Here is a 13,056-nt window from a genome sequence, read left to right on the forward strand (position 1 = left end):
GGATCAGCGCAGCCGGCCGGCCAGCGCGGCCTTGACTGCGGCGCTCGCATGCAGGGCGCCGAGCACGGTGACCGAAGCGATCGTTTCGAGTGCCAGCTCGGGCGTCACGTCGGCGGAGATGCTGGCCAGGCCGAGCACCCGGATCTCGAGCTGCTCGCCGGCGCGGCGCACGGCCTCGAGGTCGGCGGCGCTGAACTGCTGCAGTCCGAGCACCAGCATCTTGCGGGCGACCACTTGCTTCAGTGCATCGCCATGGACCGCCAGCTGGTTGCGGATGGCGGTGCGGATGAAGTCGGTGCGGTTCGAGTAGAAGCCCTCGCCCACCAGCAGGTCGACCTGGCCGAGATCGACATAGCCGAGGTTGATCGTGATCTTCTCGGCCTCGGGCGGCTTGGCGCGCAGGGCGGCGGGCGCGGGATGACTTTGCATTTCGCCATCCTAGCACCATCTGTACACCATCCCAATGGATGGTTTTTTGACCTTTGGCTAGCCTCCATACAGGTATTGGGGCAACCACAGCGTCAGGCCGGGCCAGAGATACATGAACACCATGCACAGGATCACGATGAGCATGTAGGGCATCATCCCCGCGAAGATCTGGTTGAGCGTCACGTGCGAAGGCGACACCCCTTTCAGATAGAAGGCCGACATCGCCACCGGCGGCGACAGGAAGGCGGCCTGCAGGTTCACGAACACCAGCACGCCGAAGAGCAGCGGGTCGATCTGGAAATGCGCCAGCAGCGGCAGGAAGATCGGGATGAAGATCACGATGATCTCGGTCCATTCGAGCGGCCAGCCGAGCACGAAGATGAGCGCCTGCGACAACAGCAGGAACTGCAGCGGCGTCAGGTCCATCCCCATCACCCATCCTTCGATGACGCGCTGGCCGCCGAGCAGCGCGAAGACCGCCGAGAACAGCGCGGATCCCACGAACAGCCAGCAGACCATCGCCGTGGTCTTCGCGGTCAGGAACACGGCCTCCTTGATGCGCTGGAAGTTCAGCGTCTTGGCCTGCCAGGCCATCAGGAAGGCGCCCGCCGCGCCGACGGCCGCCGACTCGGTGGCGGTCGTGATGCCGAACAGGATCACGCCCAGCACGACCAGCGTCAGGATGCCCAGCGGCATGACCGACGACACCAGCAGGCGCAGGATCTCGAACTGCTCGGCGTCCAGCTTCGCGTAGTACCAGCCGAGCAGCACCAGCACGAAGGCGCAGGTCAGCCAGAAGCCCGTGTAGAAGGCGGCGGGGACCGCCTGCGCGTGCGGTGCGGCGACTGGCTCGCCGAGCGCCTGCAGGCCTTCTCCGGCGCCGGGGGAGGGGTTGTCAGCGCCGGGCGGCTCCTGGACGCCTTCGGACGAGGGCGGCTCCTGCAGCCCTTCGGCGGGCGGCTCCTGCAAGCCCTGGGCCCGCGGTTCGGCCAGTGCGCTGCCGCCTTGCGGCGCCTGCCGGGACTGCTCGGCCACCGTGGGCGGCGGGTTGGTGTCTTTCTGCGAATAGATCGTCACGTACCACCAGACGGAGCCCAGCGTCACGGCCGCAAGAAGCAGCGGCACGAGCGCCTGCGCCAGATAGCGCACCAGCATCCACCACGTGATCCGCACGCCGGCGGCTGCCGCGCCCGTTGCGCGTCCGGGCCGAAGCACCGCGGTCGCGAGCGCCGGCAGCAGGCGTTGCGAATAGCTGGCGGCGATGTGCGCCACCGGGGGCGTGACGGGCGCGCGCTGTGCTTCGGGCGGCAGCTTCGGCGCCACCTTGGGCTGGATCAGCGCCCAGGCGATGACGTAGATCAGATAGAGGAACGCGAGAAAGAAGCCTGGAAACATCGCCGCCGCGTAGAGCTTGACGACCGACTGCCCGGCCACCGCGGCGTAGACGATGATCATCACCGACGGCGGGATCAGAATCCCCAGCGTGCCGCCCGCGGTGATCACGCCGGCGGCGAGCCGTGTGTCGTAGCCGGCGTCGAGCATCGGCCGCATCGCGATCACGCCCATCAGCACCACCACCGCGCCGACCAGGCCGCTGGCGATGCCCCAGAAGGTGCAGATGATCAGGGTCGCGACCGCCAGCGATCCCGGCACGCGCCGGAACGCGAGCTGCACGCTGTAGAACATCTTGTCGACCAGCGCGCCGCGTTCCATCACGTAGCCCATCAGCACGAACAGCGGGATCGACAGCAGCGTCTCGTTGGTCATCGCGCCGAAGGTGCGCTGCACCATCAGGTCGAAGATGTGGTTGTCGAACCATGGCGCGGCGGGGTCGTAGAACGCCACGAAGCCGAACAGCATGCCCAGCCCCATCAGGGTGAAGGCGGTGGGGAAGCCCAGCATGATGACGACCACGATGAGGCCGAGCATCGTGAGCCCGAGTACGGCCTGGGTCATTCGCAAACCCTTGCGCCGCGCGCCGCCGCGGTGCGAATCGCCATGGGACGTCTCATAGCGCCTCCCTGCCGCGGTGGCGCGCCGCTTCGTCCACCTCCTTGGCGCGCTCGATGGCGTCGCGCCGTGCCTCCTCGTCCACGAAGGTGCTGTTGGCGAGCTGCTGCTCGATCACGTCCATTTCGCCGGCGTCCTTCAGCCGCGGCGTCCAGGCGCCGGTGCGCAGGCACACCACGCAGCGCAGGATCTCGGCGAGCCCCTGCAGCATCACGATGGCGCCGGCCAGCGGGATCACGAACTTGAAGGGATACACCGGCAGCGGCGTGGCATTGAAGGTCTGTTCGTGCATGGCCAGGGAGTCCTGGTAGTAGCTCCAGCCGGCCCAGGTCAGGGCGCCGATGCCGGGGAGGAAGAAGGCGATGTAGAGCACCAGGTCCAGCGCGGCCTGGGTGCGCGGCTTCATGCCGGCGTAGAGGAAGTCGCCGCGCACATGGCCGTCCTGCGACAGCGTGTAGGCGCCGCACATCATGAAGAGCGTGCCGTAGAGCATGTTGTTCACGTCGTAGATCCACGCCGTGGGCGCGTTGAGCGCATAGCGCTTGAAGACCTCGGCGCACACCACCAGCATGAGCGCCACGATGAGCCATGCGAAAGTCTTGCCGGCCCAGGTGCTCAGGCGGTCGGCGGCATGCAGCAGTTGTTGGGTTTTCATCGGCGTCGCGGCGTGCAGCTGGCAAGAAGGAGCCTTCCGGGGTCAACCGGAAGGGCTGGCGCCGCGATGGCGGGGCAGGCGCATGGCCGTCAGGCCTTCTTCGCCGAGGAGAAGTAGTGGTTGTAGGCCATCTTGAAATCGACCATGTAGTCGTTTTGCCATTGGCCGGCGGGCTGCGCAAAGGCTCTCTGCGAGTCGAGCACCTTCTGGAACAGCGGGTTCTCCTTCGCCTTCTGGGCAATGATCTTGTCCCATGCGGCGAGCTGGGCGCGCAGGATGGCGTCGGGCGTCTTGTAGAACTTGACGCCGGCCTTCTTCATCTCCTGGTAGTCCTTGGTGTTGCGGTCCACGGCCTTCCAGCTCATGTCGGCGCTGGCGGCCTGCACCGCGTAGTCGATGATGGACCGAAGCTCCTGCGGCAACGCGTTGTACTTGCCCTTGTTGAACAGGATCTCGAACTGCTCGCCGCTCTGGTGAAAACTCTGCAGCATGCAGTTTTTCGCCACGTCGGGAAAACCCAGCACGCGATCGCTCGACGCATTGTTGAACTCGGCCGCGTCGATCAGGCCGCGATCGAGCGCAGGCACGATCTCGCCGCCGGACAGCGGGTTCACCGCCGCGCCCAGCTCGGTGAAGATGTCGACCGCGAGACCCACGGTGCGGTACTTCAGGCCCTTGAGGTCCTCGACGCGCGCGATCGGCTTCTTGAACCAGCCCAGCGGCTGCGTCGGCATCGGGCCATAGAGGTACGACACCACGTCCATGTGGATCGACTTGTAGATTTCCTCGAGCAGCGCCTTGCCGCCGCCGTAGTAGTGCCAGGCCAGCACCATGTTCGCATCCATGCCGTAGCCCGGGCCCGAGCCCCACAGCGCGAGCGCCGAATTCTTGCCATAGTGGTAGGCCACGACGCCATGGCCGCCGTCCAGCGTGCCCTTGTTCACCGCTTCGAGGAGCTGGAAGGCCGGCACCACGGCGCCCGAGGGCAGCACCTCGATCTTCAGGCGGCCGCCCGCCATGTCGTTGACCTTCTTGGCGAAGTCGTTGGCGTATTCATGGAAGATATCCTTCGCCGGCCAGGTGCTCTGGAATCGCATCGAAGTGGTCTGTGCCATGCTGACCATGGGCGCGGACAGGGTGCCGGCCGCGACGGCGGCCCCTTTCAAAAGACTGCGCCGACGGCTCATTAAGTGCTCTGTCATGGCGTGCCTCCGTGGGTATGCCTGGAAGACTCTGACATTTTCTTTCATAGGTGAACTTTTGTGATGAAGAGGGTTTTCACGAAGTGCGCAGAATTCGATCTGCGGCGGACCGATTTCGCGAGTGATGAAGGAATCGGCCCGGCTCTTTTCCCTCCCTGTTTTCAAGGACAAGACAAGAAATGACCCCAATCGACGCGACAACGTCTTCTCCGGCTGCTGATCGGGCCGGCGTGAGGCCGGCCGCGGGCTATGCCGGCGACGTCACGCCGGAGCAGGCGGCGCAATGGATGGCCAGCGGCGAGGGTGTCCTGGTCGACGTTCGCAGCGACGCCGAGCGCGAATGGGTGGGCTATGTGCCGGGCGCGGTGGGCCTGGCCTGGAAACAGTGGCCCGGCATGGCGCTCAATTCGGGCTTCGACGAAGGCTTGCGGGCCGCCATGCCGGCGGGCGCCAAGGCCTTGATGCTGTGCCGCAGCGGCGTGCGCTCGATCGCCGCCGCCAGGCGCGCGACCGAACTGGGCATCGAGGCCTACAACATCCTCGAAGGTTTCGAGGGCGATGCCGATGCGGACGGGCACCGCGGCCGAACAGGCGGCTGGCGCTTCCGCGGCCTGCCCTGGAAACAGAACTAGCTCTCCCCCAGGTTGCCCCGCACTTCGTGTCGGGGCGCCCACCCCCTACCGGGGGCAACACCAGCGGCCCGGCAAAGCCGGTTCCGCGGTGTTCCACCAACGGGCCTGGCTGCGCCGGCCAAAGCATTCGGCGCTGTGGTTTTTCTACGGCTGCGCGCAGCGCGCCTGTTCGTGGGCAGCCGCGGAACCGGCTTTGCCGGGCCGCTGGCTGCGCCCCCCGGTAGGGGGGTGGGCGCCCCGACACGCAGTGCGGGGCAACCTGGGGGGCGAGTCAGAGCTTCGGTATGCGCAGCTTCTGCCCCGGATAGATCTTGTCCGGATGGCTCAGCATCGGCTTGTTGGCCTCGAAGATCACGTTGTACTTGTTGGCGTCGCCGTAGAACTTCTTCGAGATCGCCGAGAGCGTGTCGCCGCGGACCACGTCGTGGTATTGCGCCGGGTCGGCTGCCGGTGCCACCAGGTTGTTGTCGACCTGGGTCACGTTGGCCACATTGCCCGCGGCCAGCGAGGCTTTCTCGCTGGCTTCCTGCGACGGCGCGTTGCCCGACAGCGTCACGATGCCGGTGACGGCGACGTAGCCGACTTCCAGCCCTGTGAGGCCCAGGTTCTGGGTCTCGATGTAGGTCTTGATGGCCGCCGCGGCCGCCTTGTCCTTGTCCGGTTCCGCCGCCTGCGCCGCCGAACCGCCGAAGAGCTTCTCTCCGGCCTCCTTGATGAAACTCAGCAAACCCATGGTTTCTCCTTTTGATTGGTTGATGGGACCAGGCCACTTTAACGGCGGAAAATGGCGCTTTCGCGTCGGCGGCCATCGCATGTGCAAGCGCCCGTAAGCACAACTCGCAATAATGCCGCGCATGGCATTCCTCGCGATCGACATCGGCAACACCCGCCTCAAGTGGTCCCTCTACGACGCCGCGCGTCCCGGCGCCGTGCCGATCGCGCATGGCGCCGAGTTCCTCGATCACATCGAGCGGCTGGCCGAGGGCCCCTGGGCCGAGCTGCCCGCGCCCGAGTCGATGCTCGGCTGCGTGGTGGCCGGCGATGCCGTGCGGCGCCGCGCCGAGGAGCAGCTGGTCGAGCGCTTCGAATGTTCGCCGCGCTGGGTGGTGTCGAGCCTCGCCGAGGCCGGCATCGTCAACGGCTACGACCATCCCACCCGGCTGGGCGCCGATCGCTGGGTGGCGATGATCGGGGCCCGCCATCGCATGATGTCGCAAGGCGCGCCACGACCGATGGTGGTGGTGATGATCGGTACCGCGGTCACGGTCGAGGCGGTCGACGTGCACGGGAAGTTCCTCGGCGGCCTGATCCTGCCGGGTCACGGCATCATGCTGCGCGCGCTCGAGTCCGGCACCGCCGGTCTGCACGTGCCGACCGGCGAGGTGCGCGAGTTCCCCACCAACACCAGCGACGCCCTGACCAGCGGCGGCACCTATGCCATCGCCGGTGCGGTCGAGCGCATGGTGCAGCACGTGCGGGCGCACTGCGGCGCCGAGCCGGCCTGCTACATGACCGGCGGCGCCGGCTGGAAGATGGCGCCGAGCATGAACGGCGACTTCGAACTGGTCGACAGCCTGATCATGGACGGGCTGCTGGTGATCGCGCAGGAGCGGCTGTTGCCGGGGTAGTTGAATCTCCCCCGAAGCGCCTTCGGCGCTGCCCCCCAGGGGGCGATACCAGCGGCCCGGCGAAGCCGGTTCCGCGGTATCCCTGGACTTGGGCTGCGCCGGTCTCACGCGTCGCGGAAGGGGCATGGCGCCGGCTCCCGCTCGATCAGCCCCTCCAGAGCTGCGTGGCGGTGTGGATCGCCAGGCCGACCAGCCCGCCGACCAGCGTGCCGTTGACCCGGATGAACTGCAGGTCGCGGCCGATGTGGCGCTCGAGCTCCACCGTCATCTCGCCGGTGTTCCAGTCGGCCACCCGTTCCACGATGTAGCGCCGGATGTCCTCGCGGTAGCGCTCGATGGCGCGCGGCGCCGCATCCACGATCTGCTCGTTGATCCAGCGCCGCATCGCCTCGTCGGCCGAGAGCCGGGCGCCGAGCGCGCCGGCCATCGCGACCAGCCGCCGGCGGATGCTCGAATCGCTTCTCGCCAGGTCGTCGTGCAGCCACGCGAGCAGTTCGCTCCAGAGGCCGTGCAGGTAGTCGCCGAGCGCCGGATGCGCCTGCAGCTCGGCACGGATCGCTTCGCCGCGGCGCTGGAATTCGGGGTCGGTCTTCAGCCGCTCGACGAAGCCGGCCATGGCGGCATCGAAGCGCAGCCGCAGCGGATGGTCCGGCTCGGCCGCCATCTCGCCCAGGGTGTGCACCACCGCGGCCACGATCTTGCGCGTCGCCAGCCGGGCCGCCACCTGGTCCAGGCCGACGTAGCGCAGCGTCTTGATCTCGCGCGCGATCGCCTCGGTGATCCGCTCCTGCACTTCGTCGCCCTCGACCACCGCCGTGACCTGCCGCAGCACGTCGTCGAGCAGGGCGTGATGGCGGCCGCCGGCCGTCAGTGCATCCAGCGCCTGGCCGGCCAGCCGGGCCAGGTCCACCTGGGCCAGCCCGGCCGCCGCCAGGCGGCCCAGGAAGTCGCGCACCCGGGCGTCGTCGAAGGCCGTGAGCCCGTAGCGCACTGCGGCCACCAGGTGGCCGCCGAGCTTCTCGGCGCTCGCCGGCCGCGAGAGCCAGTGCGCCAGCCGCGCGGCCGGGTCGAACTGGGCCAGCTTGGCCAGCACTTGCGGCGTGCTCAGGAAGTTGTTGCAGATGAAGCCGGCCAGCTTGGCGCCGATGCGGTCCTTGTTGGCCGGGATGATCGCGGTGTGCGGGATCGGCAGGCCCAGCGGGTGGCGAAACAGCGCCACCACCGCGAACCAGTCGGCGATCGCGCCGACCATCGCGGCCTCGGCGAAGGCCGCCACGTAGCCCCAGGCCGGATGGCGGGGCTCCAGCGCGGTCGCCAGCGCGTAGAGCAGCGCGGCGGCGCCCAGCAGCGACAGCGCGACGCGCTTCATGGCGCGCGCCGGGTCAGCGGATCTCCTGGGTCGCGGCCAGACCCTGCAGGAACTGCTCGCAACGCGCCAGTTGCTCCAGCGTCACGTACTCGTCGGGCTGGTGCGCCTGCGCGATGCTGCCGGGGCCGCAGACCACGGTCGGGATGCCGGCATTCTTGAACAGGCCGGCCTCGGTGCCGAAGGCCACCAGCGTGGTACGCGATTCCTTCGCCAGGCGCTGCGCGAGCCGGGTCACGGGTTCGTCGGCCGAACTCAGGAAGCTCGGAATCTCGCAGATGGTTTCGAAGCTGAAGCCGGCGTCGGGGGCGACTTTCTTCATGGCGGTCTCGGTGCGGCTGGCGTAGTCGGTGATTTCCTTCTGCATCCGCGCCGCGTCGGCCGTCGGCAGGTTGCGGAATTCATAGCGGAATTCGGCGTCGCGCGGCACCACGTTGTCGGCGATGCCGCCATGGAACTGGCCCACGCTGGCGGTGCTGAAGGGGACGTCGAAGCCCGCGTAGCGCCGCTCGTCGCGCTCGAAGCCCTCGGCCATGTCGCGCAGCTTGCCGACCACCCGCGCCGCCATCTCGATCGCGTTGACCGACTGCGGTGTCAGCGACGAATGCGCCTCCTTGCCGCGCACGCAGCACTTGTAGCGGTAGACGCCCTTGTGCGCGATCGCCGGCACCATCAGCGTCGGCTCGCCGATGATGCAGGCCAGCGGCTTGATGCCCTGGTCCTTCATGTCGGCGATCAGTTCCCTGACGCCGAAGCAGCCGACCTCCTCGTCGTAGCTGAAGGCGAAGTGCACCGCGAACGGCGAGTCGCTCTCGATGAAGCGTTCGGCATTGGCCAGCGCGATCGCGATGAAGCTCTTCATGTCGGCGGCGCCGCGGCCGTAGAGGCGCGGCTCGATCCGCGCCGATTCGGCATCGGCATCGTCCGCGGGCCAGTCCTGCACGATCCCCGACAACGGGTCGACGCTCCAGTCCTGCCCGTCCCACGGCACGGTGTCGGTGTGGCCCGAGACGATCACGCCGGCCTTCTTGCCGGCGCCCAGCGTGGCGAACAGGTTGGCCTTGGTCTTGTCGGCGTTGTAAGTCAGCCGGCTGCGCACGCCGAGGCCGGCCAGGTGGTCGCGCGCGAAATCGATCAGCTCGAGATTGCTGTTGGCACTGACCGTGTTCATGCGCAGCAGCGTCTGCGCGAGTTCGAGGCTGCGGGAGGAAAGCACGTGTGGCATGCGGGGCATTGTCCCGGAAGTCGGGGCTGGCGTGCCGGCGCCGCCGAAGTGTCATGGCGCTGGAGTAGGCTGTGCGGTCGCATTCACCAAGGAGAAGAACCATGACATCCAGCCAGACCCCGATCGCAGCCGCCACGCTGGCCGCTGTGCTTTGCCTTGCGGGCTGCAGTGCGCCGGGCGGCAAATCCACCTCCGGCCTGCCGACGCTGGACGGCCGGCCGCCGCTGGTGGTCGCGCACCGCGGCGCTTCGGGCTATCTGCCCGAGGAGACGCTGGAGGCCTACGCGCGCGCGATCGAACTGGGTGCCGACTACATCGAGATGGACCTGGTCTCGACCAAGGACGGCGTGTTGATCACGCGCCACGATCCCAACCTGGCGATCAGCACCGACGTCGCCCGCCGGCCCGAATTCGCGGCTCGCAAGAAGACCATCCAGGTCGACGGCGAAACGCAAACCGGCTGGTTCAGCAATGATTTCACCTTGGCCGAGATCCAGCGGCTGGGGGCCATCTCTACCGATGCCGAGCGTCCGCAGCAGTTCAATGGCCAGTACAAGGTGCCGACCTTCCAGCAGGTGATCGACCTCGCGAAGGCCAAGTCGCGCGAAAGCGGCCGCACCATCGGCATCTATCCGGAGACCAAGAACCCGACCTACTTCCGCGACCTGGGCCTGCCGCTCGAAGACAAGCTGATCGCGATGCTCGAGGCCGCCGGCTGGAACAACAAGGGGGCGCCGGTGTTCGTCCAGTCCTTCGAGCCCGGCAGCCTCAAATACATGAAGGCCAAGGGCCTGAACACCCGCGTCGTCCAGCTGATCGATGGCGATGGCATCGACATGAAGAGCGGCGCGATGACCTATGCGGTGCCGGTCGATCGTCCTTACGAATGGACCAAAGCAGGCGACCGGCGCAATTTCGACGTGATGGTGACGCCCGCCGGCCTGGCCGAGATCAAGACCTATGCGGACGGCATCGGCCCCTGGAAGCGCTACATCGTGAGCATGAAAGGCACCATCGGGCCCGATGGCAAGCCGGTGGACGTCAACGGTGACGGCAAGATCAACGATGCCGACGCCACCACCCTTGGCCCGACCCCGCTGGTCGCCGACGCCCACAAGGCCGGCCTGTTCGTCCATCCTTTCACCTTCCGCAACGAATCGCGGCGGCTGCCGGCGGACTACAAGGGAGATCCGTCGAATGAGTACCTGGTGTACTACCGGCTGGGCGTGGACGGCGTCTTCACCGATTTCACCGATACGGCACTGGCCGCGCGCGCAGCGTGGCTGAAACAGCAGGTGCGTTGAATCGTCAGTCGCGCGGCCCCACGCGGCACGATCTTTGCGGGCTCCATCCGCAAAGTCTAGACTCGTGTCCATGAAACTCATCGATTCCCTGGTCACCCAGGCGGCCGGCATCGCCGCGGTCCGACGCGATCTCCACGCCCATCCCGAACTCTGTTTCGAAGAAGTCCGTACCGCCGACGTGGTGGCGGCCAAGCTGACCGAATGGGGGATCCCGATCCACCGCGGGCTCGGCACCACCGGCGTGGTGGGCATCGTCAAGAACGGCAGCAGCGCCCGGGCTGTCGGCCTGCGCGCCGACATGGACGCGCTGCCGGTCACCGAGCTCAACACCTTCGCGCACGCCAGCAAGCACCCCGGCAAGATGCACGCCTGCGGCCACGACGGCCACACGGCCATGCTGCTGGCGGCGGCGCAGCACCTGGCGAAGCACCGCAACTTCGACGGCACGGTCTACCTGATCTTCCAGCCTGCGGAGGAGGGCGGCGGCGGCGCCCGCGAGATGGTCAAGGACGGCCTGTTCGAGCAGTTCCCGATGGAAGCCGTGTTCGGCATGCACAACTGGCCCGGCATGAAGGCCGGACAGTTCGCGGTCAGCCCCGGGCCGGCCATGGCGTCGAGCAACGAGTTCAAGATCAGGATCACGGGCAAGGGCGGCCATGCCGCGCTGCCGCACACCGGCATCGATCCGGTGCCGGTGGCCTGCGAGATGGTGCAGGCCTTCCAGACCATCCTCACGCGCAACAAGAAGCCGACCGATGCCGGCGTGATCTCGGTCACGATGATCCATGGCGGCGAGGCCAGCAACGTGATCCCGGACAGCTGCGAGCTCAAGGGCACGGTGCGCACCTTCTCGCTCGAGGTGCTGGACCTGATCGAGGCCCGCATGAAGACCATCGCCGAGCACATCTGCGCGGCCCACGAGGCGCAGTGCGACTTCCACTTCCATCGCAACTACCCGCCGACCCTCAATTCCGCGGCTGAAGCCAACTTCGCGCGCCGCGTGATGGCGGGCATCGTCGGCGAGGACAACGTGCTGGTGCAGGAGCCGGCGATGACGGCCGAGGACTTCGCCTTCATGCTGCTGGCCAAGCCCGGCGCCTACGCCTTCATCGGCAACGGCGACGGCAGCCACCGCGCCGTGCACCACGGCGGCGGCCCCTGCATGCTGCACAACGCGAGCTACGACTTCAACGACGACCTGATTCCACTCGGCGCCACCTGCTGGGTGCAGCTGGCCGAACAGTTCCTCAACGGCCCGAAGCTGTCGGAAGGGGCCGCGGCATGATCGGCGTCGGCGAAGCCTTCTCGCCGCGCTATGCCCAGGCGCGCCAGAAATTCCTGCAGGGCTGCGCCGGTGCCGGGCTCGAAGTGCGCTCCCGTGTCCATCCGCTCAAGGGCCGCGATGGCGAGGAACTCGCGATGGACGTCGCGCTCGATGGCGACCCACAGGCCGAGCGCATGCTGATCGTCACCAGTGCCTGCCATGGCGTCGAAGGCCATTGCGGCAGCGGCGTGCAGGTGTTCGCGCTGCACGATGCCGAATGGCGCGAGAAGGCGCGCGCGCAGGGCGTGGCCGTGCTGTACGTGCATGCGCTCAATCCGCACGGTTTCTCGCATGGCCGCCGCGTGACGAACGAGCACTGCGACCTGAACCGCAACTTCTTCGATTTCGCCGAACCGCTGCCGGTGAACGAGGCGTACGCCCAGTTGCATGCGCTGCTGCTGCCCGCGCAGTGGCCGCCGACCGAGGCCAACGAGGCCGCGATCGCGGCCTGGATCGAGAACAACGGCGCCGGCGCCTACCAGGCCGCCGTGACCCGCGGCCAGTACCAGTTCGAGGATGGCCTGTTCTTCGGCGGCCAGGCGCCGACCTGGAGCAATCGCACCTTGCGCGAGGTGCTGCGCACGCAGGTGCAGGCGGCGCGCCAGGTCGCCTGGATCGATCTCCACACGGGTCTGGGCCCCAACGGGCTCGGGGAGCGGATCTTCTCCTGCCGCGACGACCAGGCCGCCTATGCGCGCGCCAACGCGTGGTGGGGCACGCCGGCCGCGCCGGTGACCTCGATCTACGACGGTTCGTCGACCTCGGCCTTCCTGACCGGCCTGATGTGCAACTCGATCTACGAGGAATGCCCGCAGGCCGAGTACACCGGTATCGCGCTGGAGTACGGCACCGTGCCCATCGTGGAGGTGGTGGGCGCGCTGCGGGCCGATCACTGGCTGCACAAGCATCCGGAAGCGCCGCCCGAACGCGCGGCGGCGATCCGGGCCGGGATGCTGGACGCCTTCTACACCGACACCGATGCCTGGCGCGGCCAGATCATCAGCCAGGCGCGCCAAGCCATGTTCCAAGCGGTAGATGGGCTCTCCCCGAGGTAATGGGCTCGCCCCCAGGTCGGGCTCACTGCGTGTAGCCCTCCCACCCCCTACCGGGGGCAACACCAGCGGCCCGGCGAAGCCGGTTCCGCGGTGTTTCACCAACGGGCCTGGCTGCGCCGGCCGTGAAAACCGGCGCTGCTCCTCTTTCTCGGCCGGCGCAGCCAGGCCCGTTCGTGGGCAGTCGCGGAACCGGCTTCGCCGGGCCGCTGACTGCGCCCCCGGTAGG

General features: G+C 67.7%; 12 protein-coding genes. 5 read left to right on the forward strand and 7 right to left on the reverse strand.

Annotation, left to right across the window (positions count from 1 at the left end; genetic code table 11):
• Positions 1-3: 3 nt before the first annotated feature.
• From AC1DYD_RS01550 to AC1DYD_RS01565, 4 genes are all read right to left on the reverse strand, one after another.
• Positions 4-429, reverse strand: coding sequence for a CopG family transcriptional regulator (locus tag AC1DYD_RS01550; protein ID WP_478170973.1), 426 nt, complete (start codon positions 427-429; stop codon positions 4-6).
• A 57-nt stretch (positions 430-486) separates the two neighbouring features.
• Positions 487-2,385, reverse strand: a complete 1,899-nt coding sequence (locus AC1DYD_RS01555) for a TRAP transporter large permease (protein WP_478170974.1) — start codon at positions 2,383-2,385, stop codon at positions 487-489.
• Between the two features lie 52 nt (positions 2,386-2,437).
• Positions 2,438-3,094 carry a TRAP transporter small permease subunit gene (locus AC1DYD_RS01560; protein ID WP_478170975.1) on the reverse strand — a complete coding sequence of 219 codons (657 nt, stop codon included), beginning with the start codon at positions 3,092-3,094 and terminating at the stop codon, positions 2,438-2,440.
• Positions 3,095-3,183: 89 nt separating this feature from the next.
• Complete coding sequence (locus AC1DYD_RS01565; protein ID WP_478170976.1) at positions 3,184-4,296, reverse strand: TRAP transporter substrate-binding protein; 1,113 nt, start codon at positions 4,294-4,296, stop codon at positions 3,184-3,186.
• A gap of 179 nt (positions 4,297-4,475) precedes the next feature.
• Between AC1DYD_RS01565 and AC1DYD_RS01570 the strand changes: the two genes are divergently transcribed.
• Positions 4,476-4,928, forward strand: a complete 453-nt coding sequence (locus tag AC1DYD_RS01570) for a rhodanese-like domain-containing protein (protein WP_478170977.1) — start codon at positions 4,476-4,478, stop codon at positions 4,926-4,928.
• Between the two features lie 271 nt (positions 4,929-5,199).
• On the opposite strand, the gene lysM is transcribed toward AC1DYD_RS01570, so the two are convergent.
• Positions 5,200-5,661 (reverse strand): peptidoglycan-binding protein LysM, encoded by a 462-nt coding sequence (gene lysM, locus AC1DYD_RS01575; RefSeq protein ID WP_478170978.1) that lies wholly within the window; start codon positions 5,659-5,661, stop codon positions 5,200-5,202.
• Positions 5,662-5,782: 121 nt separating this feature from the next.
• Between lysM and AC1DYD_RS01580 the strand changes: the two genes are divergently transcribed.
• The gene (locus tag AC1DYD_RS01580) at positions 5,783-6,556 is read left to right on the forward strand and encodes a type III pantothenate kinase (protein ID WP_478170979.1); all 774 of its coding nucleotides are present in this window, start codon (positions 5,783-5,785) and stop codon (positions 6,554-6,556) included.
• 145 nt (positions 6,557-6,701) lie between these two features.
• On the opposite strand, the gene AC1DYD_RS01585 is transcribed toward AC1DYD_RS01580, so the two are convergent.
• Complete coding sequence (locus tag AC1DYD_RS01585) at positions 6,702-7,925, reverse strand: DUF445 domain-containing protein (RefSeq protein ID WP_478170980.1); 1,224 nt, start codon at positions 7,923-7,925, stop codon at positions 6,702-6,704.
• Positions 7,926-7,938: 13 nt separating this feature from the next.
• A complete protein-coding gene (argE, locus tag AC1DYD_RS01590) occupies positions 7,939-9,147 on the reverse strand; it encodes an acetylornithine deacetylase (protein ID WP_478170981.1) in 1,209 nt (402 codons plus the stop codon).
• A gap of 101 nt (positions 9,148-9,248) precedes the next feature.
• Between argE and AC1DYD_RS01595 the strand changes: the two genes are divergently transcribed.
• The 3 genes from AC1DYD_RS01595 (at position 9,249) to AC1DYD_RS01605 (ending at position 12,830) form a co-directional block, all read left to right on the forward strand.
• Positions 9,249-10,451 carry a glycerophosphodiester phosphodiesterase gene (locus tag AC1DYD_RS01595; RefSeq protein ID WP_478170982.1) on the forward strand — a complete coding sequence of 401 codons (1,203 nt, stop codon included), beginning with the start codon at positions 9,249-9,251 and terminating at the stop codon, positions 10,449-10,451.
• Between the two features lie 70 nt (positions 10,452-10,521).
• Complete coding sequence (locus AC1DYD_RS01600; protein WP_478170983.1) at positions 10,522-11,736, forward strand: M20 aminoacylase family protein; 1,215 nt, start codon at positions 10,522-10,524, stop codon at positions 11,734-11,736.
• Entirely contained in the window at positions 11,733-12,830 is a 1,098-nt protein-coding gene (locus AC1DYD_RS01605; protein ID WP_478170984.1) for a M14 family metallopeptidase, read from the forward strand. Before AC1DYD_RS01600 ends, AC1DYD_RS01605 begins: the two co-directional genes overlap by 4 nt.
• Positions 12,831-13,056: the final 226 nt, after the last annotated feature.

The organism is Variovorax sp. P4_B11 (assembly GCF_056402355.1).